Source organism: Streptomyces sp. NPDC042002, from assembly GCF_055588305.1.
This window is the reverse complement of record NZ_JBVJCT010000058.1, coordinates 1-26861: the sequence shown is the minus strand read 5'-3', so window position 1 is coordinate 26861 and position 26861 is coordinate 1. Positions and strand designations below refer to the sequence as shown.

The following is a 26861-nucleotide window of genomic DNA, read 5'->3' as shown; positions in this document are numbered from 1 at the left end:
CCGACGCTCTATGGCAAGGCCCGACAAGGCTGCCGCGGTAGCCGAGCTCGCGGACCAGTTCCGCAGCTCGAACGCCGCCGTGCTGACCGAGTACCGGGGTCTCACCGTGGCGCAGCTCAAGACGCTGCGCCGTTCGCTCGGTGAAGACGCCCAGTACGCCGTGGTGAAGAACACGCTGACCAAGATTGCGGCCAACGAGGCCGGGATCTCTACGCTCGACGACCTGTTCAACGGTCCGACGGCGGTCGCCTTCATCACCGGTGACCCGGTGGTGTCGGCGAAGGGTCTTCGTGACTTCGCCAAGGACAATCCGAACCTCGTCATCAAGGGCGGTGTCCTTGACGGCAAGGCGCTGTCCGCCGACGAGATCAAGAAGCTTGCGGACCTCGAGTCCCGCGAGGTTCTGCTCGCCAAGCTGGCGGGTGCCTTCAAGGGCAAGCAGACGCAGACTGCTCGTCTCTTCCAGGCGCTCCCCTCGAAGTTCGTCCGCACCGCGGAGGCGCTTCGTGTCAAGCAGGCCGAGCAGGGCGGTGCCGAGTAATTCGGCTCGCGCATTGACCGCCGCCTGAGGCGACGGTCGTAGCGGGCCGAACGTACGCCCGCCTCACCAGTACATCCGGCACCTGCCGAATTAGTGGAAGGACGCCATCATGGCGAAGCTGTCCCAGGAAGAGCTGCTCGCGCAGTTCGAGAACCTCACCCTCATCGAGCTCTCCGAGTTCGTGAAGGCCTTCGAGGAGAAGTTCGACGTCACCGCCGCCGCCGCGGTCGCCGCTGCCCCGGTCGGCCCCGCCGCCGTTGAGGCCGTCGAGGAGCAGGACGAGTTCGACGTCATCCTCACGGGTGCCGGCGAGAAGAAGATCCAGGTCATCAAGGTCGTGCGTGAGCTCACCTCGCTGGGCCTGAAGGAGGCCAAGGACCTCGTCGACGGCGCTCCGAAGCCCGTCCTCGAGAAGGTCGCCAAGGAGGCCGCCGAGAAGGCTGCCGAGTCCCTCAAGGGCGCCGGCGCCTCCGTCGAGGTCAAGTAACTCGACGAGTCCCCCGAGGACTCCTGTGAAGCTGTGACAGCCGCTCAAGAAGCGCTGTAACGCTGACGCACCGAAGAGCGATCACCCAACTGGGTGGTCGCTCTTCGGCGTTCCAGGGGGTCCCCGAAGCGGCAGCCTTGCGCTGCAGGTCGCGACGAGTATGGTGATCTTCGTTGTGCCTCCGGCCACCCTGTGACAGGCAGAGGGACGGGTTGCAAGACGGGCCGCGCGTGACGATCGCGGCACTTGCTCGGGCATGGGGGGCCTTGACGAACGGCACGCGGCGCGCAATTCTCAGGACGCGTCGTCACAACGATCCGTATCCGAGGCATGGATCGCTGACGAAGAGGGCAGTATCGATGTGCATTGAGGGCGTGGCTTGCCGCAGGTGTTGACAACAATGAGGGTCTCCCGAAACCGGGACTGGACATCAGTGGGCCTAGTGGCTACACTGACCCTTTGCGCTGCCTGTTAGCTGCCTCCTGCCCGTCACCAGGGGCATACCCGTGTGTGAGCATCGACGGTTGGATCGACCCTGACCTGGCCTTATCCGGCTGGATCAGGAACGGCCCGACGCTTTGTCCGACATGGGACCGGTACGCGCGTAGTGAGTCCGAGCCCTCGGAAGGACCCCCTCTTGGCCGCCTCGCGCACTGCCTCGACCGCGAATATGAACAACGGCGCCAGCACCGCCCCGCTGCGCATCTCCTTTGCAAAGATCAAGGAGCCCCTCGAGGTTCCGAACCTTCTTGCGCTGCAAACCGAGAGCTTCGACTGGCTGCTCGGCAACGACGCGTGGAAGGCTCGTGTCGAGGCGGCTCTGGACAGCGGACAGGACGTCCCCACCAAGTCCGGTCTGGAGGAGATCTTCGAGGAGATCTCCCCGATCGAGGACTTCAGTGGGTCGATGTCCCTGACGTTCCGCGACCACCGCTTCGAGCCCCCGAAGAACTCCATCGACGAGTGCAAGGACCGCGACTTCACGTACGCGGCCCCGCTCTTCGTCACCGCCGAGTTCACCAACAACGAGACCGGCGAGATCAAGTCCCAGACGGTCTTCATGGGCGACTTCCCGCTCATGACCAACAAGGGCACCTTCGTCATCAACGGCACCGAGCGTGTCGTCGTGTCGCAGCTGGTCCGCTCGCCGGGCGTCTACTTCGACTCCTCGATCGACAAGACGTCCGACAAGGACATCTTCTCGGCCAAGGTCATCCCGTCCCGGGGTGCCTGGCTGGAGATGGAGATCGACAAGCGCGACATGGTCGGTGTCCGCATCGACCGCAAGCGCAAGCAGTCCGTCACCGTTCTCCTGAAGGCTCTCGGCTGGACCACCGAGCAGATCCTCGAGGAGTTCGGCGAGTACGAGTCCATGCGCGCCACCCTGGAGAAGGACCACACCCAGGGCCAGGACGACGCGCTGCTGGACATCTACCGCAAGCTGCGTCCGGGCGAGCCGCCGACCCGTGAGGCCGCGCAGACGCTTCTGGAGAACCTCTACTTCAACCCGAAGCGCTACGACCTCGCCAAGGTCGGCCGGTACAAGGTCAACAAGAAGCTGGCCGGCACCGCCCCGCTCGACGCCGGGATCCTGACCGTCGAGGACATCATCTCGTCGATCAAGTACCTGGTGAAGCTGCACGCCGGTGAGACCGAGACCGTTGGTGACAACGGCACCTCGATCGTCGTCGAGACCGACGACATCGACCACTTCGGCAACCGTCGTCTGCGCAACGTCGGCGAGCTCATCCAGAACCAGGTCCGCACGGGTCTGGCTCGTATGGAGCGCGTCGTCCGCGAGCGCATGACGACTCAGGACGTCGAGGCGATCACGCCGCAGACCCTGATCAACATCCGGCCGGTCGTCGCCTCCATCAAGGAGTTCTTCGGCACCAGCCAGCTGTCGCAGTTCATGGACCAGAACAACCCGCTGTCGGGTCTCACCCACAAGCGCCGTCTGTCGGCGCTTGGCCCGGGTGGTCTCTCCCGTGAGCGGGCCGGCTTCGAGGTCCGTGACGTGCACCCGTCGCACTACGGCCGCATGTGCCCGATCGAGACCCCCGAAGGCCCGAACATCGGCCTGATCGGCTCGCTCGCCTCCTACGGCCGGGTCAACGCGTTCGGTTTCGTCGAGACCCCGTACCGCAGGGTCACGGGCGGCTTCGTCACCGACGAGGTCGACTACCTGACGGCCGACGAAGAGGACCGATTCGTCATCGCGCAGGCCAACGCGCCGCTGACGGAGGAGTTCCGCTTCGAGGAGTCCCGCGTCCTGGTCCGCCGTCGTGGCGGAGAGGTCGACTACGTCCCCGGTGACGACGTCGACTACATGGACGTCTCCCCGCGCCAGATGGTGTCGGTCGCGACCGCCATGATCCCGTTCCTGGAGCACGACGACGCCAACCGTGCCCTCATGGGCGCGAACATGATGCGCCAGGCCGTTCCGCTCATCAAGTCCGAGGCGCCGCTGGTCGGCACCGGCATGGAGTACCGCTGCGCGGTCGACGCCGGTGACGTCCTGAAGTCGGAGAAGGACGGTGTGGTCCAGGAGGTCTCCGCGGACTACATCACCACCGCCAACGACGACGGCACGTACACCACGTACCGCCTGCACAAGTTCTCCCGGTCGAACCAGGGCACCTCCGTCAACCAGAAGGTTGTCGTGGACGAGGGCGCCCGCGTGATCGAAGGCCAGGTCCTGGCCGACGGTCCCGCGACCGAGGACGGCGAGATGGCGCTCGGCAAGAACCTGCTCGTGGCGTTCATGCCGTGGGAGGGTCACAACTACGAGGACGCGATCATCCTGTCGCAGCGCCTCGTGCAGGACGACGTCCTCTCCTCGATCCACATCGAGGAGCACGAGGTCGACGCCCGTGACACCAAGCTCGGCCCGGAGGAGATCACCCGGGACATCCCGAACGTCTCCGAAGAGGTCCTCGCCGACCTCGACGAGCGCGGCATCATCCGTATCGGTGCCGAGGTCGTCGCCGGCGACATCCTCGTCGGCAAGGTCACGCCCAAGGGCGAGACCGAGCTGACGCCGGAGGAGCGCCTGCTGCGCGCGATCTTCGGTGAGAAGGCCCGTGAGGTCCGTGACACCTCGCTGAAGGTCCCGCACGGCGAGATCGGCAAGGTCATCGGCGTCCGCGTCTTCGACCGTGAAGAGGGCGACGAGCTGCCGCCGGGCGTGAACCAGCTGGTTCGTGTCTACGTGGCGCAGAAGCGCAAGATCACGGACGGTGACAAGCTCGCCGGCCGTCACGGCAACAAGGGTGTCATCTCGAAGATCCTGCCGATCGAGGACATGCCGTTCCTGGAGGACGGCACCCCGGTCGACATCATCCTCAACCCGCTGGGTGTCCCGTCCCGAATGAACCCGGGACAGGTCCTGGAGATCCACCTCGGCTGGCTCGCCAGCCGCGGCTGGGACGTCTCCGGTCTCGCGGACGACTGGGCCCAGCGCCTGCAGTCCATCGGGGCCGACAAGGTCGCCCCGGGCACCAACGTCGCCACCCCCGTCTTCGACGGTGCGCGTGAGGACGAGCTCGCGGGTCTCTTCGAGCACACCCTGCCCAACCGCGACGGCGACCGTCTGGTCCTCCCGTCCGGCAAGGCGCCGCTGTTCGACGGCCGCTCCGGCGAGCCGTTCCCGGAGCCGGTCTCGATCGGCTACATGTACATCCTCAAGCTCCACCACCTGGTCGACGACAAGCTCCACGCCCGCTCGACCGGTCCGTACTCGATGATCACCCAGCAGCCGCTGGGTGGTAAGGCTCAGTTCGGTGGCCAGCGCTTCGGTGAGATGGAGGTGTGGGCGCTGGAGGCGTACGGCGCCGCTTACGCCCTCCAGGAGCTGCTGACGATCAAGTCCGACGACGTGACCGGCCGCGTGAAGGTCTACGAGGCCATCGTCAAGGGCGAGAACATCCCCGAGCCCGGCATCCCCGAGTCCTTCAAGGTGCTCATCAAGGAGATGCAGTCTCTCTGCCTCAACGTGGAGGTGCTGTCCAGCGACGGTATGTCCATCGAAATGCGTGACACCGACGAGGACGTCTTCCGCGCGGCGGAGGAGCTCGGCATCGACCTGTCCCGGCGCGAGCCGAGCAGCGTCGAAGAGGTCTGACGGGAGTTCGGCGGGCCTTTCGCCACCTGTGGAAAAGGTGAGGAAGGCCTGCCGGCCCCAGGACCCCCGTATCAGACCCCTAAGACTTACAACCCTGAGAGGGATTGACGCATAGTGCTCGACGTCAACTTCTTCGATGAGCTCCGGATCGGTCTGGCCACCGCTGACGACATCCGTCAGTGGAGCCACGGCGAGGTCAAGAAGCCCGAGACCATCAACTACCGCACCCTCAAGCCCGAAAAGGACGGACTCTTCTGCGAGAAGATCTTCGGTCCGACCCGGGACTGGGAGTGCTACTGCGGTAAGTACAAGCGTGTCCGCTTCAAGGGCATCATCTGCGAGCGCTGCGGCGTCGAGGTCACTCGCGCCAAGGTGCGTCGTGAGCGGATGGGCCACATCGAGCTGGCCGCTCCCGTCACCCACATCTGGTACTTCAAGGGCGTTCCGTCGCGTCTTGGCTACCTGCTCGACCTCGCCCCGAAGGACCTCGAGAAGGTCATCTACTTCGCCGCGTACATGATCACGTTCGTCGACGAGGAGCGCCGCACCCGCGACCTGCCCTCGCTGGAGGCTCACGTCTCCGTCGAGCGTCAGCAGGTCGAGAACCGTCGCGACGCCGACCTCGAAGCCCGCGCCAAGAAGCTCGAGACCGACCTGGCCGAGCTGGAGGCCGAGGGCGCCAAGGCCGACGTGCGCCGCAAGGTGCGCGAGGGTGCCGAGCGTGAGATGAAGCAGCTGCGCGACCGTGCGCAGCGCGAGATCGACCGTCTCGACGAGGTGTGGACCCGCTTCAAGAACCTCAAGGTCCAGGACCTGGAGGGCGACGAGCTCCTCTACCGCGAGCTGCGTGACCGCTTCGGCACGTACTTCGACGGTTCGATGGGTGCCGCGGCGCTGCAGAAGCGCCTGGAGTCCTTCGACCTCGACGAGGAGGCCGAGCGCCTCCGCGAGATCATCCGCACCGGCAAGGGCCAGAAGAAGACCCGCGCGCTCAAGCGCCTCAAGGTCGTCTCCGCGTTCCTGCAGACCAGCAACAGCCCCAAGGGCATGGTGCTCGACTGCGTGCCGGTCATCCCGCCGGACCTTCGCCCGATGGTGCAGCTGGACGGTGGCCGCTTCGCGACCTCCGACCTGAACGACCTGTACCGCCGTGTGATCAACCGCAACAACCGTCTGAAGCGCCTTCTCGACCTCGGTGCCCCCGAGATCATCGTGAACAACGAGAAGCGCATGCTCCAGGAGGCCGTCGACGCGCTCTTCGACAACGGCCGTCGTGGTCGCCCGGTCACGGGCCCCGGCAACCGTCCGCTGAAGTCGCTGTCCGACATGCTCAAGGGCAAGCAGGGTCGATTCCGTCAGAACCTGCTCGGCAAGCGTGTGGACTACTCCGCGCGTTCCGTGATCGTCGTCGGTCCGCAGCTGAAGCTGCACCAGTGTGGTCTGCCCAAGGCCATGGCGCTGGAGCTCTTCAAGCCGTTCGTGATGAAGCGCCTGGTCGACCTGAACCACGCGCAGAACATCAAGAGCGCCAAGCGGATGGTCGAGCGCGGCCGCACGGTCGTGTACGACGTCCTGGAAGAGGTCATCGCCGAGCACCCGGTTCTGCTGAACCGTGCGCCGACGCTGCACCGCCTCGGCATCCAGGCCTTCGAGCCGCAGCTGGTCGAGGGCAAGGCCATCCAGATCCACCCGCTCGTCTGCACCGCGTTCAACGCGGACTTCGACGGTGACCAGATGGCCGTGCACCTTCCGCTCTCCGCGGAGGCGCAGGCCGAGGCCCGCATCCTGATGCTGTCCTCGAACAACATCCTCAAGCCGGCCGACGGCCGCCCGGTCACGATGCCGACCCAGGACATGGTCCTCGGTCTGTTCTTCCTGACCACCGACGGCGACCTGCGGAACGTGAAGGGCGAGGACCGCTCCTTCGCTTCCGTGGCCGAGGCGATCATGGCGTTCGACGCGAGCGAGCTCTCGCTGCAGTCGCGCGTGGACATCCGCTTCCCGGTGGGCACCATCCCGCCGCGCGGCTGGACCCCGCCGGCGCGGGAGGAGGGCGACCCGGAGTGGCAGCAGGGTGACACCTTCCGCCTGCGGACGACCCTGGGCCGCGCGCTCTTCAACGAGCTGCTGCCCGAGGACTACCCGTTCGTCGACTACGAGGTCGGCAAGAAGCAGCTCTCCGAGATCGTCAACGACCTCGCCGAGCGCTACCCCAAGGTCATCGTGGCGGCGACGCTCGACAACCTGAAGGCGTCCGGCTTCTTCTGGGCGACCCGTTCCGGCGTCACCGTGGCCATCTCCGACATCGTCGTTCCGGATGCGAAGCGCGCGATCGTCAAGGGCTACGAGGACCTGGACGAGAAGGTCCAGAAGCAGTACGAGCGCGGTCTGATCACCAAGGAAGAGCGCACGCAGGAGCTCATCGCGATCTGGACCAAGGCGACCAACGAGGTCGCCGAGGCGATGAACGCGAACTTCCCGAAGACCAACCCGGTTTCGATGATGGTGAACTCGGGCGCACGAGGCAACATGATGCAGATGCGTCAGATCGCCGGTATGCGTGGTCTGGTGTCGAACGCCAAGAACGAGACGATCCCGCGCCCCATCAAGGCCTCCTTCCGTGAAGGCCTGTCGGTGCTCGAGTACTTCATCTCGACCCACGGTGCCCGTAAGGGTCTGGCCGACACCGCTCTGCGTACCGCCGACTCGGGTTACCTCACCCGTCGTCTGGTCGACGTCTCCCAGGACGTCATCATCCGCGAGGAGGACTGCGGCACCGACCGCGGCCTCAAGCTGCACATCGCGGAGCGCGACGCGGACGGCGTGCTGCGCAAGGCCGAGAACGTCGAGACCAGCGTGTACGCACGTGCGCTGGCCGAGGACATCACCGTCGACGGCAAGGTGCTGGCCCCGGCCAACACCGACCTCGGCGACGTCCTCATCGACGAGCTGGTCAGGCACGGCATCGAGGAGGTCAAGACCCGTTCGGTCCTGACCTGCGAGTCCGCCGTCGGTACCTGCGCCATGTGCTACGGCCGTTCGCTGGCCACCGGCAAGCTGGTCGACATCGGTGAGGCGGTCGGCATCATCGCCGCCCAGTCCATCGGTGAGCCCGGTACCCAGCTGACGATGCGTACCTTCCACACCGGTGGTGTGGCCGGTGACGACATCACCCAGGGTCTGCCCCGTGTCGTCGAGCTCTTCGAAGCCCGTACGCCGAAGGGTGTCGCCCCGATCTCCGAGGCCTCCGGCCGCGTGCGGATCGAGGAGACCGAGAAGACCAAGAAGCTCGTCGTCACCCCGGACGACGGCAGCGAGGAGACGGCGTTCCCGATCTCCAAGCGCGCCCGTCTCCTGGTGGCCGAGGGCGAGCACGTCGAGGTGGGCCAGAAGCTCACCGTGGGTGCCACCAACCCGCACGACGTGCTGCGCATCCTGGGTCAGCGTGCCGTCCAGGTCCACCTGGTCGGCGAGGTCCAGAAGGTCTACAACTCGCAGGGTGTGTCGATCCACGACAAGCACATCGAGATCATCATCCGGCAGATGCTGCGCCGAGTGACGATCATCGAGTCGGGCGACGCGGAGCTGCTGCCCGGCGAGCTGGTCGAGCGTTCGAAGTTCGAGACCGAGAACCGTCGTGTGGTCCAGGAAGGCGGCCACCCGGCCTCCGGCCGTCCGCAGCTGATGGGTATCACCAAGGCCTCGCTGGCGACCGAGTCGTGGCTGTCGGCGGCGTCCTTCCAGGAGACGACCAGGGTTCTGACGGACGCGGCGATCAACGCCAAGTCCGACTCCCTGATCGGCCTCAAGGAGAACGTCATCATCGGTAAGCTCATCCCGGCCGGTACGGGTCTGTCCCGCTACCGCAACATCCGGGTCGAGCCGACCGAGGAAGCCAAGGCCGCGATGTACTCGGCCGTCGGCTACGACGACATCGACTACTCGCCGTTCGGCACCGGCTCCGGCCAGGCCGTCCCGCTGGAGGACTACGACTACGGTCCGTACAACCAGTAAGCGGTAGGCAGTAGGCAGTAGTACGAAGGGCGGTCATCCCCGACGGGGGTGACCGCCCTTCGGCGTTCCCGTTCCCGGTCCGCTCGGGTCCCGTTCCTGGCGCGGGAGCTGGAGATACGGCTCCAGGGCGCGCAGCCGGGTGTAGTTGTCCGGGTGGGTGGAGAGCAGCTTGGCGAGGCCGCCGGGCTCCTGGAGCTTCCTGCCCTGGCTGACGGCCACCGCCTTCGCGGCGTCCTCCTCGGCCTGGAAGTGGTGCAGGACCTGGGCCATCTCGGGCGCGAAGCCGAGGGCGGCGGCCTGCTGGTCGGCGCGCAGTTCGCCGAGGCGGCCCGCGTAGGCGAGGAGGTACGGCGCCACGACGAGCGGGATGGTGATGTACCAGGCGACGAGGAAACCGGCGAGCACGAACATCCCCATGAAGAGGATCAGCAGCCCGGTCGCGGCCGCCGAGAAGACCCCGGCGACGGCGAGCGCGATCCGGGCCATCCCGCGGGTGAAGGCCCAGGCGAGCCGGCCGGGCAGCGAGTACCAGTAGCCGAGGAGACCGGCCCAGGCGTGACCGCCGGTGTGGTGGCCGAGCTCATGCGCGAGTACGGCGGCGAGGTTGCTGCTGGGGATCCGGTTGAGGGAGTAGGTGGTGACGCCGACGACATGGCCGGCGGCCGCGACCGCGTTCAGATCGTCGCTGTTCTCCACCATCAGCTCGTAGGTGTCCGCCTCGATACCCGCCCGGGCGGTGACCTCGCGCCAGATCGGCTCCAGCCGGGCCCGCTCCTCAGCGAGCGGCATCCGCAGTTTGAGCATGTGCCGGGCGAAGCGCAGTTCGGTGGGCCGGTGGAAGACGAGTGCCCCGGAGGCCAGCCAGGCCACCACGACCAGCCAGCCCACGACCGTGCCGAACATCCCCAGCGCGAGGGCCGACACCACGGCGAGGCTCACCAGGGCACCAGGGATCTGCGTCGCGAGCTGCCCTATGGCGGTGGCGTCGGCACCCCGCTGATGGCTCGCCAGATGAACGCGTGAGCCCTGGTGGCGGTAGTCGAGATCGTCGGGCGCGACGGCGGGCCGCGGAACGAACGGCGCGGGCCCCGGCTGCTGCGGACCCGCGTGGCGCGGGTCAGCTCCCGCGTACCGCGGGTCCGCCCCCGGATACTGCGGCGGAGGGGCCGCCGTCTGCTGGTAGGCCGCCTGCTGGTGCGCCGAGGGCGGCGCGCCGGAGCCCGGGTACTGGGGTGCGGGGCCTCCTGCCCCCGGGTACCCCGGTCCCCCGGCGCCGGGGCTCCCGGGGTACTGCGGTGGGGGAGCGGAGGACGCGGGGTACTGGGGTGGCGGGGTGGTGGCACCTGGGTACGGGGTCCCTGGGTATTGGGGCGGCGGAGTGGTGGCTCCCGGGTACGGGGGCTCGGGGGACGCGGGGGCCGGGCCGGGGGGCTGGGACATGGGGACTCCTTCGATCTGGCTGGTGGCTGTGCGGGGACGTCAGCCGGTGAGCGTCGTGGCCGCGGCGGGGCAGCGGGTGCCGGCGTGGACGGCGGCGCCGTGCCGGGCGTGGCTACGCGGGCCCGCCCTCCGGAGCGTCTTCGGACAGCGCCGGGGGCTGTACGACGGCTCGGGTGCCGTCGGGGCGGCCGGGCACCGGAGGCACGGCCGGAGCGGGTCCGGCGGTGGCGTAAGGCGTCGCGGAGGGCGGTCCGTACGGGGTGGCGGGGCTGTCGGGCCGCCCCGGCAGCGCGGGGGACCCGGCGTCCGGACCGCCGGCGTACGGCGGCTGAGCGCCCGCGTAAGGGGACTGCCCGGTGTACGGCGCCTGCCCGCCGGTGTGGGGCGGCTGCCCCTCGTGGGGCGACGGAGTCCCCGCGTACGACGACGGGCCCGCGTAGTGCGGCTGAGTCCCTGCGTACGGGGGCTGCCCGTCGTACGGGGGCCGGCTGTCGGAGTAGGGAGGTCGGTCGCCGTCGTATGGGGGCCGACCGCCGTCGTACGGGGGTCGGTCGTCCTCGAACGGAGGGCGGTCGGCGTACGAGCGTGGTCCGCCGTACGGTGGCTCGGGTGGCGGGCCGGGGTATGGAGACTGGCCCGGATACGGCGGCTGAGGCGGGGTCTGCGGTGCTCCGGGAGCGGCCCCGGCGGGCAGTGCCCCCTGCCCGTTCCGCGGGCCCGGAGACGTCTGCTGCTGGATCAGCTCGTCGACGGCCCGCAGGGTCGAGCGGGCCGACTCCGCCTTCTGGAAGTCCTCCAGGGTGTCCCCGGCGAGGACCTGGAGCTGGCCCCTGATGAGGGACAACTGGTCCTTCTGGATGGACCCGATGACCATCTTGGTGTCCTCGGGGTGCTGGGAGAGGTGCAGGGCCCAGGCGGCGACACCTCCGTGCTGGAGGTGGTACTGGTAGAAGTTGATCTTCTCGGTGATCAGGCGGTGGTCCTGTTGCTGGCGCAGGATCTCCAGTTCGTGCTGCTGCCGGGCCAGCCGCAGCCGGAACTCGTGCTCGGGGTCGAGCATGTCGGACTCGTAGCGCAGGCTCCGCTGCCGTCGCCGGTGCGCGATGGCCTCGTCGTCCAGCCGCAGTCGTACGGCACAGGTCACGTCGAGCCCGATGCCCGCCGCGAAGCCGCCGCTCTCCACGGCCCGCTGGACCGCGCGCTCGGCGGCCGGGCTGTCCTCGATGGAGAAGGCGCGGCACACCGGGCGGGCGAGCTGGTGCAGTTCACGGGTGAGCCGCGTGGGCACATCGCGCTCGCCGCTCGCCACGTACGCGATCGGGTCCGCGACCCGCCAGGTCAGATCGGCCGTGGCGCCGAAGCAGAACGCGTCGTCGTCGCTCGGCACCTCCAGGGCGAGCTGCACGGGGTGGCTGCCCATGTCCACCTCGTAGACGGACGTGTAGCGGCGGGTGGCCGCCTCCGAGCGGCTCGGCCGGTGCGGCGGCGTGTAGACGTCGTACGAGCCCTTCGCGGTGACGAAGACCAGCGCGTGGTCGATCGCGGTGACCGCGCGGCGGACGGTGTGGTCGAAGCGCGCGATCGGCCGCACGGTGAGCACCGGGTCGATGAGCGCGGTGTGCCGGTTGGCGTCCTGCTGCCACTCCGGCTGACGGCGGAACTCCGCCATGGTTCAACTCCTCGATGGATCTGGGGTGGAGGGGATCAGGAGGCCGAGCAGGCGGTCGGCCACGGGTGGGCGCGCGGCGTCGTCCGGGGCGCGCAGGCTGACCAGTTCGTGGCACAGGCGCTTGCGGTCGTCCGCCGTGACGACCAGCGCGGGAAGCAGCAGCTCCAGGGCCTGTGCGACGTCCGCCCCGCGCTCGGCCAGCCGCACCCAGGTGTGCAGGGCGTCCAGGGCGCCACGGGTGTGCCCGCGGTCGCCGAGCGCGGTCCGCCACAGGGTGGCCAGGTCACGGGCCGAGTCCGCCTCGTACATGCCGGTGTCGGCGTACCACTCGACGAGCGCGCCCTCCTCGGCGTTGTCGCAGGCGCGCACGAACGCTGCGAGCGCGAGGGTGCGGACCGAGGCCGTGTCGTGGTGGAGCAGGCGCACCAGCTCGGAGAGCATCTCGCCGCGCCGGGCGCCCACCGAGAGCAGCAGGGCGGTCGAGTCGATCAGGTTGTTCACCTCGGTCTTGCTGCTGCTGCCGGCGCGGGCGCGGGCGGCGAGCGCGCTCAGTGCCGGGCCCGCGAGGTCCGGGCGCAGCGGGGTGAGCAGGCCGAAGGCGCGGATCGCGGTCCAGCGGCGGGCCCAGTGGGTGTCCGTGCACCACTGGGTGAGCAGGCGCAGCACGACGGGCGCGTCCAGGACCTGGGCCAGGGTGAGCGTGTTCGCGGCGGTGACCCGGGGGCCGAAGGCCTTCGACACCGCCCAGCCGTCGATCAGCAGCGCCACCGTCGAGGGCAGGTCGGCACGGGCCAGCAGCGCGGCGGCCGCGGCGGCCCGGGTCCGTACGACCGGACGGCGGTCGCGGGCCAGTTCCTTCAGCCAGGAGACCAGCGCGGGCCGCGCCGACGGATGGCCCGTCCAGACCTCGCCGAGCAGCAGGCGCGGGGTGTTCTCCTTCTTGAAGTACGCGGTGAACTGCGGCACCGAGCCCCACTCGGTGGCCTCGTCCCGTACCTCGCCCTCGGCCCGCGCCCGCTCCAGCCGGGTTTCCGCGGCGAGCCCGAACAGCGGGATCTCCGGCGGCTGTTCGGGGTGCTGGAGCCGCTGGAAGTGCACGTACAGCTTGTCGGCGAGTTCGGCGGCGAGCACGTACGGAGCCTGGTCGAAGACGGCGAGCGAGATGAGGAACGCCTTGTCGCGCAGGGTGGCCTCGGGGTCGCTGAGCCACTCCCGGCACTGCTGCTCGACCGCCGCGTGCCCGAAGTCGGCGAGGCAGGCCGCCGCTTCCTCGCCGCCGTCGTAACGGGCGACCTCCGCGGCGAACCGGGCGGCCTCGGCGGGGCGGTGGGCGCCGCGCGCGAGGAAGTCGCGGACGGGTCCGAGGCCGAGCAGGCCGGCGATGTCTCCCGGTTCGGCCCGCAGGTCGGCCAGGTGGGCGCGCAGCACCGCGGCCGCCTCCGGGGGTTCCCAGGCGCAGGGGGTGACACCCAGCAGGAACGGGGACTTCTCCAGGGTCACGACCAGATACCCGTCGGTCTTCCGGAGCCGGTCGCGGGCCGCGTACAGGTGGGTGTCCCGCAGCGGGCGGTTGCGGCTCAGCGGCAGATCGCGCAGGACGTGGCCGCCGGGCGCGGTGAGCTGGGTGCCCAGGTTCGCCGGGCCGGTCTCGGCGGACAGCGCGTGCACGGCGTTCACCCCCAGGTGGTGCAGGAGCATCAGCGCGGCGGCGTAGCGGCCGGTGGAGTGGGCGCCCGCGAGGACGAGGACGCGTTCGTCGCGCAGCCGGGCCAGGGCGGCGGCGAAGGCGGGGCCCTCGACGAAGACCCTGGCGAGCGCGTCGAGCCGCTGCCGGGGGATCTCCCCGGAGACGTACGCCACCGAGGCGGACGCCGTCCCGTGGTGGTGGATCTCCGTCTTGCCGCCCATGAACACGTCGCGGGCCGAGCCGCCCGCCGACACCCCGTGCTGGGCCCCGCCGACCAGGCTGCCGCCGAAGGACGCGGCCTCGCTGAAGATGAATTCCGGAGTGTGCGCGACGAGTTCGCGCTGCGCGGCTCTGGCCTCCTGGGTCCGCTCCTCGGGCTCGTCCGAGTCGGTGCCCGCCTCGAAGCCGGGGTGCGACCGTCCCGGCCACTGCTGCTCCGGCGGTGGTACGTCGTCCATGGCGCCCCACGTCGTGGGCGGAGGCACCGTCACGCCGGCTCACCCCCGTTCCCGCCCAGGTGGACGTCCCCGGTGACCTGGCCGCCGGACACCCCGTGCTGGTCCCCCGCGACCAGGCTGCCGCCGAAGCCGGGGGAGCCGCCACCGAAGTTGAAGACGACGCTCCCGGGAGCCGCGGCGGGCTGGGTAGGGCGTTCCGGGCCCGGCGTCTCCGCCGCCGCCACCTCCGCCTCCGCCCCTGCCTGAGGTCCCGTCCTCGCCTCGGCCCCTGCCTCGGCCCCTGTCTTCGCCTCGGCTTCCGGGCCGGAGGTCCCCGCCCCCGGCGCCGGGCGCTCCCCCGAGCCGCCCGGCGCCGAGGTTCCCCCTCTCTCACTGTGGTCGTCCGCCCCGTACGGGACCGGGCCGTGCAGCCAGGCCCGCAGGGGTCCGTTCTTGCTGTCCACCGTCACCGGGTGGAAGCCGTCCGCCGGGATGCCCGGGTGGCTGTGCCGCACGATCCCCGCGTGCACGCTCTCCGAGACGCACAGGGCGAAGTCGTCCGGCCGCTCCCGCAGGGCCGCGCGCAGCAACTGGGCGTCGAGGAGCCGGCAGGCGTGGTTGAGGTCGGAGCCGACCCAGCCGTCGTACGCGTCGACGGCGACGTATCCGGTGGCGACGACACCGCGCAGCCGGATCTGGGCGGAGCTGGACGCCGTCCGGTTGACCCCGCGGAGCAGCGCGGGCACCTCGGTGAGCAGGGCGCGCAGCAGGGCCGTGACCGAGGCGTTGGCGTCGATCAGCTCCATCACCGAGTCACCGCGGTCCGCCCGCAGGCGCAGCCGTTCGTCGATGCCGGCGCTCTCCAGCGCGCGGTCCGTGATGTCGTACAGCATCCGGCGCAGGTATTCCTGCTCGACGTCGTCCCGGTCGCTGTACTTCTCGATGTCCAGCAGGAGGATCGTCCGGCTCACGGGGTCGGTCATGGTCGCCTTTCGGTGGGGGCCTCGCCTGGCAAGCAGGGTGGCGTCACCGGTGGGCCGGGTGTGAGGGCGGATGTCCCACTCGAAGTGTGACCGTGTGCACAGAAGCGGTCCTCCGTCACGGGGGTCCCACGTGCCAGGGATCCATCAGCCACGGGGGTGTCCCGGGTGCGAGGGGGCCTCGGTCACGGGTGTCCCGGGTGCCAGGCGTCATCAGTCACGCAGGTCCCAGGTGCCAGCGGGCCCTCGGTCACGGGAGTCCCACATGCCAAGGGGGCCTCAGCCACGGGGTCCCGGGCGGCAGAGGTTCAGCCCCGGGCGATCCGTCGCAGGACGTCCATCCGGAGGATCACCATCGTCCGCCGACCCGTCACCACCACGTCCCGCTCCCGGAGTTCCTTCAGGAGGCGCTGGACCATCTCCCGGGACGCCCCCACCGAGCCCGCCAGCTCCTGCTTGCTCAGCGGTACGGAGAGTTCGATGCCCTTCTCCGTGCGGTGGCCGTTCGTACGGGCCAGGTCCAGGAGAAGCGCCGCGAAGCGCTCGCGGACGCTCATGGAGGCGAACTCCAGGCGGCGGCGGTCGGCGGCGCGGGTGCGGTCCGAGGTGAGGCCGAGGAGGGCGAAGGAGACCGCGGGGGAGCGGGCGAGGAAGTCCTTGAAGTGTTCGCGTACGAGCGCGACCGTGCGGACCGGCTCCAGGGCCGTCACCGTCGCGGAGCGCGGTCGGCCGGTGAGCGCGGCGGACTCGCCGACGATGTCGCCGGGCCCCCGCAGCGCGAGCAGCGCCTCGTAGCCGTTGGCGGCGGACGCCGTGACCTTCGTCCAGCCGTGCGTCACGATCAGCACGTGCGAGGAGGGCTCGCTCTGGTGCAGGAGCACCATCCGGGGCGTGAAGGACAGTTCGCGCCCGAGCGACAGCAGCGCGGAGCGGTCCTCGCTCTCCAGGCGTGCCAGGAACGGCACCCGGTCGTCCAGGCTCTCGTCCCCCGCTAAGGGCGCAGCCGCCATGAGTCCATCCCCCGTCCCCCGATCGGCCCCGCGGCCGACGCACAGTGACCGATGCGCAGCAACCGGTCAACGTACTCACCCTGTGTGCGCGGCGCGCTCGGAATCGGGACTTTCGCCGCCGATCCGGCAAGAAGCTGCGCCAGGCGTGAAGAGCCCCGAGAATGGACCGGGAGAAGTCCGGCGTGTCGGGCACCACGGCATTTGTTTTGACCGACGTCCGTGAGGTAGGTAAGCTCCTACCTTGTGCCTGGGGTGTGCCCTGGCTCTCGTGCGTGCCTTCAGACCGCAAGGAGAGCCGTAAGCGGCCACCGCAATCTGCGCCCTTTTCGCCTTACGGCGAGAGTCTGCAGTGTTCGACACACCCGACCGCGTGGGTCGGTGGCGTTCCAGGTTAGCTTCACCATTCGGCACACAGAAACCGGAGAAGTAGTGCCTACGATCCAGCAGCTGGTCCGGAAGGGCCGGCAGGACAAGGTCGAGAAGAACAAGACGCCCGCACTCGAGGGTTCGCCCCAGCGTCGTGGTGTCTGCACGCGTGTGTTCACGACCACCCCGAAGAAGCCGAACTCGGCCCTGCGTAAGGTCGCGCGTGTGCGTCTGACCAGCGGGATCGAGGTCACGGCTTACATTCCGGGTGAGGGACACAACCTGCAGGAGCACTCCATCGTGCTCGTGCGCGGCGGCCGTGTGAAGGACCTGCCGGGTGTTCGCTACAAGATCATCCGAGGATCGCTTGACACCCAGGGTGTCAAGAACCGCAAGCAGGCCCGCAGCCGCTACGGCGCCAAGAAGGAGAAGTAGAAAATGCCTCGTAAGGGCCCCGCCCCGAAGCGCCCGGTCATCATCGACCCGGTCTACGGTTCCCCTCTGGTGACCTCCCTCATCAACAAGGTGCTGATGAACGGCAAGCGCTCCACCGCCGAGCGCATCGTCTACGGCGCCATGGAGGGTCTGCGTGAGAAGACGGGCAACGACCCGGTCATCACGCTGAAGCGCGCGCTGGAGAACATCAAGCCCACGCTCGAAGTCAAGTCCCGCCGTGTCGGTGGTGCGACGTACCAGGTTCCGATCGAGGTCAAGCCCGGTCGCGCCAACACGCTCGCGCTGCGCTGGCTCGTCGGTTACTCCCGCGCCCGTCGCGAGAAGACCATGACCGAGCGTCTGCTCAACGAGCTTCTCGACGCCTCCAACGGCCTTGGTGCCGCTGTGAAGAAGCGTGAGGACACCCACAAGATGGCCGAGTCCAACAAGGCCTTCGCGCACTACCGCTGGTAGTCGTTACCCACATCGAGACCGAGAGAAGACTGAAGCCTTATGGCTACCACTTCACTTGACCTGGCCAGGGTCCGCAACATCGGGATCATGGCTCACATCGACGCGGGCAAGACGACCACCACCGAGCGGATCCTCTTCTACACCGGCGTCAGCTACAAGATCGGTGAAGTCCACGACGGCGCCGCCACCATGGACTGGATGGAGCAGGAGCAGGAGCGTGGCATCACGATCACCTCTGCTGCCACCACCTGTCACTGGCCGCTTGAGGACAACGACTACACGATCAACATCATCGACACCCCGGGGCACGTCGACTTCACGGTCGAGGTGGAGCGTTCGCTCCGCGTCCTCGACGGTGCCGTCACGGTGTTCGACGGTGTCGCCGGTGTCGAGCCGCAGTCCGAGACGGTGTGGCGTCAGGCCGACCGTTACGGCGTGCCGCGCATCTGCTTCGTGAACAAGCTGGACCGCACCGGCGCCGAGTTCCACCGCTGCGTGGACATGATCAAGGACCGCCTCGGCGCTGTCCCGATCATCATGCAGCTCCCGATCGGTGCCGAGATGGATTTCAAGGGCGTTGTGGACCTGGTCCGCATGAAGGCGCTCGTGTGGTCCGCCGAGGCGGCCAAGGGCGAGATGTACGACGTCGTCGACATCCCGGCCACGCACGTCGAGGCCGCTGAGCTGTACCGCGGTCAGCTGGTCGAGACCGTCGCGGAGCACGACGACGAGATCATGGAGCTGTTCCTGGAGGGCCAGGAGCCCACCGAGGAGCAGCTGTACGCCGCGATCCGTCGCATCACCATCGCGTCCGGCAAGTCCAAGGACGTCACGGTCACCCCGGTGTTCTGTGGCACCGCGTTCAAGAACAAGGGCGTCCAGCCCCTGCTCGACGCGGTCGTGCGCTACCTTCCGACCCCGCTTGACGTCGAGGCCATCGAGGGCCACGACGTGAAGGACCCCGAGGTCGTCGTCAAGCGCAAGCCGTCCGTCGACGAGCCGCTGTCCGCGCTCGCGTTCAAGATCATGAGCGACCCGCACCTGGGCAAGCTCACCTTCGTCCGGGTCTACTCGGGCCGCCTGGAGACTGGCACCGCGGTGCTGAACTCCGTCAAGGGCAAGAAGGAGCGCATCGGCAAGATCTACCGCATGCACGCGAACAAGCGTGAGGAGATCGAAGCGGTGGGCGCCGGCGACATCGTCGCCGTCATGGGCCTGAAGCAGACCACCACCGGTGAGACGCTGTGCGACGACAAGAACCCGGTCATCCTGGAGTCCATGGACTTCCCGGCGCCGGTCATTCAGGTCGCCATCGAGCCCAAGTCCAAGGGTGACCAGGAGAAGCTGGGTGTAGCCATCCAGCGTCTCGCGGAGGAGGACCCCTCCTTCCACGTTCACTCGGACGAGGAGACGGGCCAGACCATCCTCGGCGGTATGGGCGAGCTGCACCTCGAGGTGCTGGTCGACCGTATGAAGCGCGAGTTCAGGGTCGAAGCCAACGTCGGCAAGCCGCAGGTCGCGTACCGCGAGACGATCCGCAAGACCGTCGAGCGTCACGACTACACCCACAAGAAGCAGACCGGTGGTACCGGTCAGTTCGCCAAGGTGCAGATCGCGATCGAGCCCATCACCGAGACCGATGGTCCGGCGTACGAGTTCGTGAACAAGGTCACCGGTGGCCGTATCCCGCGGGAGTACATCCCGTCGGTGGACGCCGGTGCGCAGGAGGCCATGCAGTTCGGCATCCTGGCCGGCTACGAGATGACGGGCGTCCGCGTCATTCTTCTCGACGGTGGCTACCACGAGGTCGACTCCTCCGAGCTCGCCTTCAAGATCGCCGGTTCGCAGGCCTTCAAGGAGGCCGCGCGCAAGGCCAGCCCCGTGCTGCTCGAGCCGATGATGGCCGTCGAGGTCACCACGCCCGAGGAGTCGATGGGTGATGTCATCGGCGACCTCAACTCCCGCCGTGGCCAGATCCAGGCCATGGAGGAGCGCAGCGGCGCTCGCGTCGTGAAGGGCCTCGTGCCCCTCTCGGAGATGTTCGGCTACGTCGGAGACCTCCGCAGCAAGACGTCGGGTCGCGCAAGCTACTCGATGCAGTTCGACTCCTACGCCGAGGTTCCCAGGAACGTCGCCGAGGAGATCATCGCGAAGGCCAAGGGCGAGTAACACACCCCGTTTGCACGCTTTAGGCTTGACACCGACCGCCGGGGCTCACCCGGGAGGGAAAACCCCGGCGGGCGGCATCCCAGCAAAGATCACCTGGCGCCGATGAGTAAGGCGTACCAGAACCACTCCGCAGGAGGACCCCAGTGGCGAAGGCAAAGTTCGAGCGGACTAAGCCGCACGTCAACATCGGCACCATCGGTCACATCGACCACGGTAAGACGACCCTCACGGCCGCCATTACCAAGGTGCTGCACGACGCGTTTCCGGACCTGAACGAGGCTTCGGCCTTCGACCAGATCGACAAGGCTCCCGAGGAGCGCCAGCGCGGTATCACGATCTCGATCGCGCACGTCGAGTACCAGACGGAGGGCCGTCACTACGCCCACGTCGACTGCCCCGGTCACGCGGACTACATCAAGAACATGATCACGGGTGCGGCGCAGATGGACGGCGCCATCCTCGTCGTCGCCGCGACCGACGGCCCGATGCCGCAGACCAAGGAGCACGTGCTCCTGGCCCGCCAGGTCGGCGTTCCGTACATCGTCGTCGCCCTGAACAAGGCCGACATGGTGGACGACGAGGAGATCCTGGAGCTCGTCGAGCTCGAGGTCCGTGAGCTCCTCTCCGAGTACGAGTTCCCGGGCGACGACCTTCCGGTCGTCAAGGTCTCGGCGCTCAAGGCGCTCGAGGGCGACAAGGAGTGGGGCCAGACCGTTCTGGACCTCATGGCCGCCGTCGACGAGGCGATCCCGACCCCGCCGCGTGACACCGAGAAGCCGTTCCTCATGCCCGTCGAGGACGTCTTCACGATCACCGGTCGCGGTACGGTCGTCACCGGCCGTATCGAGCGTGGTGTCCTGAAGGTCAACGAGACCGTTGACATCATCGGCATCAAGCAGGACAAGACCACGACCACGGTCACCGGCATCGAGATGTTCCGCAAGCTGCTCGACGAGGGCCAGGCCGGTGAGAACGTCGGTCTGCTCCTCCGTGGCATCAAGCGCGAGGACGTCGAGCGCGGCCAGGTCATCATCAAGCCCGGTTCGGTCACGCCGCACACCGAGTTCGAGGCCCAGGCCTACATCCTGTCCAAGGACGAGGGTGGCCGCCACACGCCGTTCTTCAACAACTACCGTCCGCAGTTCTACTTCCGTACGACTGACGTGACCGGTGTTGTGACCCTCCCCGAGGGCACGGAGATGGTCATGCCGGGCGACAACACTGAGATGACCGTTTCGCTCATCCAGCCCGTCGCCATGGAAGAGGGCCTGAAGTTCGCCATCCGTGAGGGTGGCCGGACCGTGGGCGCCGGCCAGGTCACCAAGATCAACAAGTAATTGTTGACCGCATGACCTGGTAGCTCCTTCCAGAGCTCCAGAAAGGGCCTGTACGACTTCGGTCGTACGGGCCCTTTCGTCGTGCCCGTCACTCGCCGGCGCCGATGGGGCGCGCGGCGGGGGCCGTCACTGCATGTTCTGCAGATGGGGGTGGTCGTACGACGCCGTGCACCCGTAGATCTGCAGGTCGTAGCCGCGTCCGATGGTCAACTGGGTGGCACAGGCCGGCCCGAGGAAGTGCAGACCGTCGTAGCCGGCGTCCTCGACCGGGCGCCAGCTCCCGGTGCCGCCGTCCCATTCGGCGCCGTCGATCGTGAGCAGCGGGCGTACGTCCGCGCCGCACTCGGAACAGGCCATCGGGAACGGATCGCTGAAGCTCCAGGGCGCGTGGCCCCCTAGTTTGCAGCCGGGGGCGAGGCTGAGGTCGTACTGGTAGTCCACGACGTCGATGTCCTCCCGCTCCTGCGGGTTCTGTTCCACCTCCCACTCCTCGATCCGTTCGGCCAGGTCCTCCGGCAGTTCGTGCGGGGCCGGGTATTCCGTGACCGCCTCCGGGTGCAGGACGCAGGGCGCGGGGAGGTAGTCGGCGCGGCCGATGACCGACGGTCGAGGGACGACGGCGAGGGGCTCGGTGACATCGGCGGAGGCCCGCCAGAGCAGTTGGACCGCGGGGAGGTAGTCCGGGGCGTGGTTGTAGGGACACCACAGGAGCTGGAGCAGGTCGGTACCGGCGGGACGGGGCAGTTCCGGGACGTCGGCGGCGTAGAGCTGGACCACGGGGACCAGCGGGACCGGGCCGTCCTGCGCGATGCGCGTGGAGCCGGAGTCGGAACCACGGTCGACGATCACCTGCTCGTCGGGGGTGAGCAGGTCGGTGCCCTCGGCCCGCGGCCGGGCCCAGGCCTCGGCGAGGATGCGCCGACTCAGCAGTACGTCGTCGGGGGCGACACCGCGGTGCCGGGGTCCGGCGTGATCCGGGCACGTGGGCCAGGGCTCGTCGGCGGGCCACAGCAGGGGGCCACCGATCGAACTGTCGGCGACGGCGGGCGCGCCAGGACGAGGATGCAGTCGGACCGCGGTACGGGCCAGCGGCGCCAACTCGGGGAAGAGGGCGGCGACTTCGAGGGGGCGGGGTGGAGTGGTGCGGGGCATGGGGTGAAGTTACGGGGGAGAGGTCGCCCACCTGCCGAAGGGGGCTTCCCGGGGGCACGGCCGCCAGGCCGGGGGCGTGCCGTTCGTCGGCCGGGCTAGCTCCTGTAGCGCGGCAGGTTCCGGGTCGAGATGGTCCACTCGGCGATGGTGACGTCCTCGCCGTAGACGAAGTCCTTGCGGGTCGCGTAACGCGGGCCCTCGGGAGTGGCGTGGATGTCGCCGAGGACGGCGCCCGTGCCGGTGCGGGGGTCGAAGACGGCGTAGACGGGGATGCCGATCAGCGGGTAGTCACGCATCTTGCCGACCCAGTCGTTGTCCGGGTTGGAACGGGAGACGACCTCGACGGCGGCGATAACGGCGCGTGGATCGATCGAGGCCTCGGTGTCCAGATCGGTCCAGGCGATCACCATGACGTCGGGGTGGCGCATGATGCCTTCGGGTTCGTTCTCCACGTCCGGGGTGCCGTTGTGGGCCAGTAGCTCGTCCGGCATGACCTTCTCCAGCCGACGGCTGATATGCGCTGCCGTGACCTCGTGCGGCCCTCCCGGCGACATCATGTCGTGGACGATCCCTTCCCTGGTGATCTCGAATTTGCCGGGGAGGGTGTCATCCATGGACTGAACGAAGCCCCTCATGGTCCGGTACAGGTGGGAGGCGCCCTGCTGCGCGTCGTCCGGGGCGATGGTCATGGCGCTCGCTCCTCGTCTGTGCCCGGGGGCAAGGATCGTCACCTTCATGCTAGGCGGCCTCCAGGGGAACGGATCGGCAGTCGCGGCAGCGGCCGGGGTCCGGGGCGCGGAAGGCGCGGTCGCAGCCGTCGCAGTTCTGGAGCGGGTGCGGCTGCGAGCGCTGTGGGTGTGATCGCGCGCTAGGCGGGGCGATGGCGGGCAGGCGCGGTGGGAGCAGTTCGGTGAGTCGGTGGGCCAGGAGGGACGCCGGGTGGTGCAGGCGTTCGCGGGGGAGCCCGCCCGTCAGGGTGAGGCGTACGGCCTCGGGGGCGGCGCCGCGTTCCAGCCAGGCGACTACGGCTGGGGCGAGACGGTGCACATCGCGTTCCGCGAGCAGCAGGCGCGGGTCCTCGCGGTGCAGGCTCGCGAGGAGGGCGGTGGCCGCGCGGTCCCGGTCCGGGTTGTCGGTGTCGGGGGTGGGGAGAGGACGTGCCGGTGCCCGTCCTGGCATGGATGGGGGTGTGGGCGCGGCCTCGGATGGGGGCGCCTGCGGGACGGGGACTACGGGGGCGGAGGTGTGCACAGGCGCTGGTCCTGGCCCAGGGCTCGGCGGGGGAGCCTGGACGGGAGCCGACTCATGAACCGGTCCGGGGCCGGGCGGGAGTTCGGGCACGTGCACGGGGCCGGACGCAGGCGACCGCACCGCCGGCTCGACGAGCCCGCGGGGCTGGTTGTACGACACCGTGTACGTGACGATCCGCCCGCTCGGTAGCCGCTCCCGCCTGCGGGAAAGGTAGCCGTGCGCCTCCAACTCCCGCAGGGCCGCCGCGATCCGCACCTCTCCCTCGGGCAGACGCGCGGCGAGCGACTTGATGTCCACGCGGGCGCCCTCGGGCAGCGACTGGATGTGCAGGGCGAGCCCGATCGCCGTGAGGGTCAGCTCGCGGTGCTGGGCGAGGTGGTTGCCGACCACCGTGAAACGGGCGGAATGGCGGACGTTGACGTGGGTGACACCCCGTGGAACGCGGTGCTGGGCGCACGAGGGCGCGCTAAGGTTTTGGGAACCCATCGGGAAGCTCTTTCTTCCTCGTTGGTCAGGCCCTCGATCGGGATGCCAGTCCCGGCCGGGGGCCGTCGCATGTCTGCGATTGCTGTGGTGACAGCGCGCTGGAGTGACGCCGTGATGCCCTGGGGCACTCGTACGCTGTCGCGGCGAGCATATGCCCCTCGACGGGCGCAAAATCCAGGTCGGTCAGCAATCCTCACCCTTGCGAGTGATGCGCTATCCGCAGGTGGACAGGTTGGGTTGGGAGGGTTTTTCTTCCCCCGGATTTAAAAGCTTTTGATGTCGCGCGGGGCCGGGACGCCGATCACCGGGACGTTGGGATCCGCGATCCGGTGGCGGGGAGGGCGAGTTCGGCCCAGACGGTCTTGCGAGGGGCGGGTCCGGGCGTCGCGCCCCATCGTCCGGCGAGGGCCGCCACGAGAAGCAGGCCACGGCCGCGTTCGGCGCCGGGGTCTGTCGCGCGGGCCCGGGGAAGCCGGTCGCCCCGCGTGTCGGTCACCTCGACACGGAGGGTGTCGCCGACGACGTACAGGGTCAGCCGGAAGTCCCGCCCCGGCACGTGCCCGTGGGTCGCCGCGTTGGCCGCGAGTTCGGCGACGATCTGATCGGCCGGGCTCAATGGGAGCTCCCAAGAACGGAGTTGCTCGACGGCCAGCAGCCGGGCCAGACGGGCGCCGCGTGGCGTGGGGGACAGCAGCACACTGAAGTTCCGGACGGGCTCGACGAGTTGTTCGCCGGAGTGGCCGGTTTCTCGGTTCATGTCACTCAGCGTGGCGAACTCTGGCTACCGTGAGCTGCGATGACGCCTGTGCGTACAGGGATTGTCCGGTCGCTGTCCTGCTCTGTCCCGGCTGTCCCGAGTGCCGTACGGGAACGGTGGGCGTTGGAGGTGGGTGGGCATGAACGGCGAGAGCGCGGACGAGCCAGGGTGGGACGTCAGCCCCGAGGACGAGATCGCGCCGGTGGTGGAGTCGACCGGCCGCCAGGTCAGGCTCTGGCGCGAGGCGGCAGGGTTGCGGGTGGTCGAGTTCGGGCGGGCGATCGGGTACGGGGAGGACCTGGTCCGCAAGGTGGAGCGCGGGGCGCGGATTCCGCGGGCGGACTTCCTGGACCGGGCGGACGAGGTCCTGAACGCCGGCGGCCGTCTCAAGGCGTTCAAGGAGGACATGGAGAAGGCCCGCTACCCGAAGAAGGTGCGCGAGCTGAAGATGCTGGAGGAGCGGGCGGTCGAGCTGCTGCTGTACAGCAACCACAACATCCATGGGTTGTTGCAGACGGCGGAGTATGCGCAGGCGCTGTTCGAGACGCGCCAGCCCACGTACCCGCCGGAAGTGGTGGAACGTGAGACCGTCGCGCGCATGAGCCGGAAGGTGATCTACGAGCGGTCGCCTGCCCCAGCGTTCAGCTTCATTCAGGAAGAGGTGACGCTTCGACGCCCGATCGGAGGGAAGATGAAGCTGCGCCGACAGCTCGAACACCTTCTGGAAGTAGGCGAGTTGAGGAGTGTCTCCCTTCAAGTCATGCCGACCGACCGAGAGGATCATGCCGGGATGCAGGGGCTGATCGAGGTACTGAAGTTCGGCGACGGTACGGCAGTCGGGCGTTCCGACGGCGCGTTCAACGGCCGCCCTGTCTCGGACCCGAAAGACCTGCGGATCCTCGAACTGCGGTATGGCATGATCCGGGCCCAAGCTCTCACCCCGAGGGAGTCGCTGGCCTTCATCGAGCAAATGTTGGGAGAGACATGACCCACGGGACCTCGGTCGAGGAAGCTTCCGAGCTGGAGTGGTTCAAGAGCAGCTACAGCAGCAGCAGCGAGGCTGGTGACTGCGTCGAAGTCGCGTTGGAGTGGTTCAAGAGCAGCTACAGCGACAGCAGCAACGGAAACGACTGCGTCGAGATAGCCCCCACCCCCACCACGATCCACCTCCGCGACTCCAAGAACCCCCAGGGGCCACAACTCACCTTCGCCCCCGCGACATGGGCCACCTTCCTCCCGTACGCCACGCAGGCGTGAGTCCGGAGATCAGCTCGCGGTGGTCTGCGGAGACGGATCGCGTTTTGCGGAGGGCTGGCTGGTTTCCGGGCCGCTCGGTGCCCACCGACGCGTGGGGCCGCAGTCTCGGCGAGCGCGGGGGCTTCGAGATGCACGAGGGTGCTCGGAGGTTTCTCGCCGAGTTCGGTGGGCTGGAGAGCGACGAGCGAGGACCTGGAAGAACCATGGCCCGGATGGGGTTCAGGTTCGACCCGACCGTGGCCGAGTGGGACGCCGAAGTCTTCGACGTGCTCAGCGAAGAGGCCGGCGTCGATCTCTACCCCATCGGGGAGTCCGACCGCCGCAACAGCTACCTGGGCGTCGCCCCGAACGGTGCGGTCTACATCGGCATGGACACCGTCACGCTGCTGGCGGAAACCGCGGACCGGGCGCTGGAGAAGCTCGTCGAGGGGATCCGTTAGACAAGGGCTCCAGAGGTCCGGTTGCCCTCCGTGGACGATGCGGCTCGGCTGCGACCGCGCACAGCGCGGGTCGGCTGCACGCTGAAGTGGTGTACGGGGCAGCTGATTTGGTTGCCCGGCCCGGTGAGGTCTTGATCCACGCCCTGTCCTCGTCCTCGGGTAAATTCGCTGATGCGTACGAGAGTTACTGAGGCGAACGTGACGGGGGTTGCGGCGTGGCGGGGAATCGGCCGACGGATTGGCATGTCCTGGATCTGGACAAGGATCCGACGCCGGGGGACCCGGACCGGGTGCGGCACCTGTCCAAGAACCTGCACGACTTCGCCGACGACGTCTCGGACGCGTTGCG

20 protein-coding genes are annotated in these 26861 nt (G+C 68.6%); 11 read left to right on the top strand and 9 right to left on the bottom strand.

Translation table 11 applies throughout. The annotated features are described in order from the left end of the window. The first annotated feature begins 10 nt into the window (after positions 1–10). The 4 genes from rplJ (at position 11) to ACZ6KY_RS40130 (ending at position 9165) form a co-directional block, all read left to right on the top strand. Entirely contained in the window at positions 11–541 is a 531-nt protein-coding gene (gene rplJ / locus ACZ6KY_RS40145; protein WP_153289132.1) for a 50S ribosomal protein L10, read from the top strand. Positions 542–650: 109 nt separating this feature from the next. Further along, a complete protein-coding gene (gene rplL, locus ACZ6KY_RS40140) occupies positions 651–1028 on the top strand; it encodes a 50S ribosomal protein L7/L12 (protein ID WP_328553983.1) in 378 nt (125 codons plus the stop codon). 637 nt (positions 1029–1665) lie between these two features. After that, on the top strand, positions 1666–5151 hold the full coding sequence (gene rpoB / locus ACZ6KY_RS40135) for a DNA-directed RNA polymerase subunit beta (protein WP_469315200.1): 3486 nt from the start codon (positions 1666–1668) through the stop codon (positions 5149–5151). Between the two features lie 114 nt (positions 5152–5265). Next, complete coding sequence (locus tag ACZ6KY_RS40130; RefSeq protein ID WP_469315199.1) at positions 5266–9165, top strand: DNA-directed RNA polymerase subunit beta'; 3900 nt, start codon at positions 5266–5268, stop codon at positions 9163–9165. A 33-nt stretch (positions 9166–9198) separates the two neighbouring features. Here the strand turns inward: ACZ6KY_RS40130 and ACZ6KY_RS40125 are convergent, their stop codons facing one another. The 5 genes from ACZ6KY_RS40125 to ACZ6KY_RS40105 form a co-directional block, all read right to left on the bottom strand. Then, a complete protein-coding gene (locus ACZ6KY_RS40125; RefSeq protein WP_469315198.1) occupies positions 9199–10605 on the bottom strand; it encodes a M48 family metalloprotease in 1407 nt (468 codons plus the stop codon). 112 nt (positions 10606–10717) lie between these two features. After that, the gene (locus tag ACZ6KY_RS40120) at positions 10718–12274 is read right to left on the bottom strand and encodes a PE-PGRS family protein (RefSeq protein WP_469315197.1); all 1557 of its coding nucleotides are present in this window, start codon (positions 12272–12274) and stop codon (positions 10718–10720) included. A gap of 3 nt (positions 12275–12277) precedes the next feature. Beyond that, positions 12278–14452, bottom strand: coding sequence for a hypothetical protein (locus ACZ6KY_RS40115; RefSeq protein ID WP_469315196.1), 2175 nt, complete (start codon positions 14450–14452; stop codon positions 12278–12280). Next, complete coding sequence (locus tag ACZ6KY_RS40110) at positions 14449–15381, bottom strand: hypothetical protein (RefSeq protein ID WP_469315195.1); 933 nt, start codon at positions 15379–15381, stop codon at positions 14449–14451. Before ACZ6KY_RS40110 ends, ACZ6KY_RS40115 begins: the two co-directional genes overlap by 4 nt. Positions 15382–15686: 305 nt before the next feature. Next, positions 15687–16388, bottom strand: coding sequence for a Crp/Fnr family transcriptional regulator (locus ACZ6KY_RS40105; protein WP_469315194.1), 702 nt, complete (start codon positions 16386–16388; stop codon positions 15687–15689). Positions 16389–16817: 429 nt separating this feature from the next. Here ACZ6KY_RS40105 and rpsL point away from each other — a divergent pair, with 429 nt between their 5' ends. The 4 genes from rpsL (at position 16818) to tuf (ending at position 21169) form a co-directional block, all read left to right on the top strand. Next, positions 16818–17189: a 30S ribosomal protein S12 gene (gene rpsL, locus ACZ6KY_RS40100; RefSeq protein WP_003948652.1), complete on the top strand. Its 372-nt coding sequence runs from the start codon at positions 16818–16820 to the stop codon at positions 17187–17189. A 3-nt stretch (positions 17190–17192) separates the two neighbouring features. Further along, positions 17193–17663 (top strand): 30S ribosomal protein S7, encoded by a 471-nt coding sequence (rpsG, locus tag ACZ6KY_RS40095; protein ID WP_055597737.1) that lies wholly within the window; start codon positions 17193–17195, stop codon positions 17661–17663. A 39-nt stretch (positions 17664–17702) separates the two neighbouring features. Beyond that, complete coding sequence (fusA, locus tag ACZ6KY_RS40090) at positions 17703–19832, top strand: elongation factor G (RefSeq protein ID WP_469315193.1); 2130 nt, start codon at positions 17703–17705, stop codon at positions 19830–19832. Between the two features lie 143 nt (positions 19833–19975). Then, positions 19976–21169 (top strand): elongation factor Tu, encoded by a 1194-nt coding sequence (tuf, locus tag ACZ6KY_RS40085; RefSeq protein WP_469315192.1) that lies wholly within the window; start codon positions 19976–19978, stop codon positions 21167–21169. Positions 21170–21295: 126 nt separating this feature from the next. Here tuf and ACZ6KY_RS40080 read toward each other — a convergent pair whose 3' ends face one another. The 4 genes from ACZ6KY_RS40080 to ACZ6KY_RS40065 all read right to left on the bottom strand — a co-directional run bounded on the left by ACZ6KY_RS40080 (position 21296) and on the right by ACZ6KY_RS40065 (position 24815). Beyond that, positions 21296–22321 carry a hypothetical protein gene (locus tag ACZ6KY_RS40080; RefSeq protein ID WP_469315191.1) on the bottom strand — a complete coding sequence of 342 codons (1026 nt, stop codon included), beginning with the start codon at positions 22319–22321 and terminating at the stop codon, positions 21296–21298. Positions 22322–22416: 95 nt separating this feature from the next. Next, a complete protein-coding gene (locus tag ACZ6KY_RS40075; protein WP_328553973.1) occupies positions 22417–23010 on the bottom strand; it encodes a Uma2 family endonuclease in 594 nt (197 codons plus the stop codon). A gap of 49 nt (positions 23011–23059) precedes the next feature. Next, positions 23060–24058, bottom strand: coding sequence for a helix-turn-helix domain-containing protein (locus tag ACZ6KY_RS40070; protein ID WP_469315190.1), 999 nt, complete (start codon positions 24056–24058; stop codon positions 23060–23062). Between the two features lie 301 nt (positions 24059–24359). Then, positions 24360–24815, bottom strand: a complete 456-nt coding sequence (locus ACZ6KY_RS40065; protein WP_469315189.1) for an ATP-binding protein — start codon at positions 24813–24815, stop codon at positions 24360–24362. A gap of 139 nt (positions 24816–24954) precedes the next feature. Between ACZ6KY_RS40065 and ACZ6KY_RS40060 the strand changes: the two genes are divergently transcribed. From ACZ6KY_RS40060 to ACZ6KY_RS40050, 3 genes are read left to right on the top strand one after another with little or no spacing between them, the layout of a single operon-like run. After that, complete coding sequence (locus ACZ6KY_RS40060) at positions 24955–25803, top strand: helix-turn-helix domain-containing protein (RefSeq protein WP_405916346.1); 849 nt, start codon at positions 24955–24957, stop codon at positions 25801–25803. Next, positions 25800–26072 carry a DUF397 domain-containing protein gene (locus ACZ6KY_RS40055; RefSeq protein ID WP_405916345.1) on the top strand — a complete coding sequence of 91 codons (273 nt, stop codon included), beginning with the start codon at positions 25800–25802 and terminating at the stop codon, positions 26070–26072. Before ACZ6KY_RS40060 ends, ACZ6KY_RS40055 begins: the two co-directional genes overlap by 4 nt. After that, complete coding sequence (locus ACZ6KY_RS40050) at positions 26036–26512, top strand: SUKH-3 domain-containing protein (protein WP_405916344.1); 477 nt, start codon at positions 26036–26038, stop codon at positions 26510–26512. The genes ACZ6KY_RS40055 and ACZ6KY_RS40050 overlap by 37 nt, the downstream gene beginning before the upstream one ends. The last annotated feature ends 349 nt before the right edge of the window (positions 26513–26861 follow it).

Excerpts from the sequence above, each read along its gene's own strand:
- rplJ (WP_153289132.1), top strand. The coding sequence starts at position 11 with ATGGCAAGGCCCGACAAGGCTGCCGCGGTAGCCGAGCTCGCGGACCAG.
- rplL (WP_328553983.1), top strand. The coding sequence starts at position 651 with ATGGCGAAGCTGTCCCAGGAAGAGCTGCTCGCGCAGTTCGAGAACCTC.
- ACZ6KY_RS40125 (WP_469315198.1), bottom strand. The coding sequence starts at position 10,605 with ATGTCCCAGCCCCCCGGCCCGGCCCCCGCGTCCCCCGAGCCCCCGTAC.
- ACZ6KY_RS40120 (WP_469315197.1), bottom strand. The coding sequence starts at position 12,274 with ATGGCGGAGTTCCGCCGTCAGCCGGAGTGGCAGCAGGACGCCAACCGG.
- ACZ6KY_RS40110 (WP_469315195.1), bottom strand. The coding sequence starts at position 15,381 with ATGACCGACCCCGTGAGCCGGACGATCCTCCTGCTGGACATCGAGAAG.
- ACZ6KY_RS40105 (WP_469315194.1), bottom strand. The coding sequence starts at position 16,388 with ATGGCGGCTGCGCCCTTAGCGGGGGACGAGAGCCTGGACGACCGGGTG.
- rpsG (WP_055597737.1), top strand. The coding sequence starts at position 17,193 with ATGCCTCGTAAGGGCCCCGCCCCGAAGCGCCCGGTCATCATCGACCCG.
- fusA (WP_469315193.1), top strand. The coding sequence starts at position 17,703 with ATGGCTACCACTTCACTTGACCTGGCCAGGGTCCGCAACATCGGGATC.
- ACZ6KY_RS40080 (WP_469315191.1), bottom strand. The coding sequence starts at position 22,321 with ATGCCCCGCACCACTCCACCCCGCCCCCTCGAAGTCGCCGCCCTCTTC.
- ACZ6KY_RS40075 (WP_328553973.1), bottom strand. The coding sequence starts at position 23,010 with ATGACCATCGCCCCGGACGACGCGCAGCAGGGCGCCTCCCACCTGTAC.
- ACZ6KY_RS40070 (WP_469315190.1), bottom strand. The coding sequence starts at position 24,058 with ATGGGTTCCCAAAACCTTAGCGCGCCCTCGTGCGCCCAGCACCGCGTT.
- ACZ6KY_RS40065 (WP_469315189.1), bottom strand. The coding sequence starts at position 24,815 with ATGAACCGAGAAACCGGCCACTCCGGCGAACAACTCGTCGAGCCCGTC.
- ACZ6KY_RS40060 (WP_405916346.1), top strand. The coding sequence starts at position 24,955 with ATGAACGGCGAGAGCGCGGACGAGCCAGGGTGGGACGTCAGCCCCGAG.
- ACZ6KY_RS40055 (WP_405916345.1), top strand. The coding sequence starts at position 25,800 with ATGACCCACGGGACCTCGGTCGAGGAAGCTTCCGAGCTGGAGTGGTTC.
- ACZ6KY_RS40050 (WP_405916344.1), top strand. The coding sequence starts at position 26,036 with ATGGGCCACCTTCCTCCCGTACGCCACGCAGGCGTGAGTCCGGAGATC.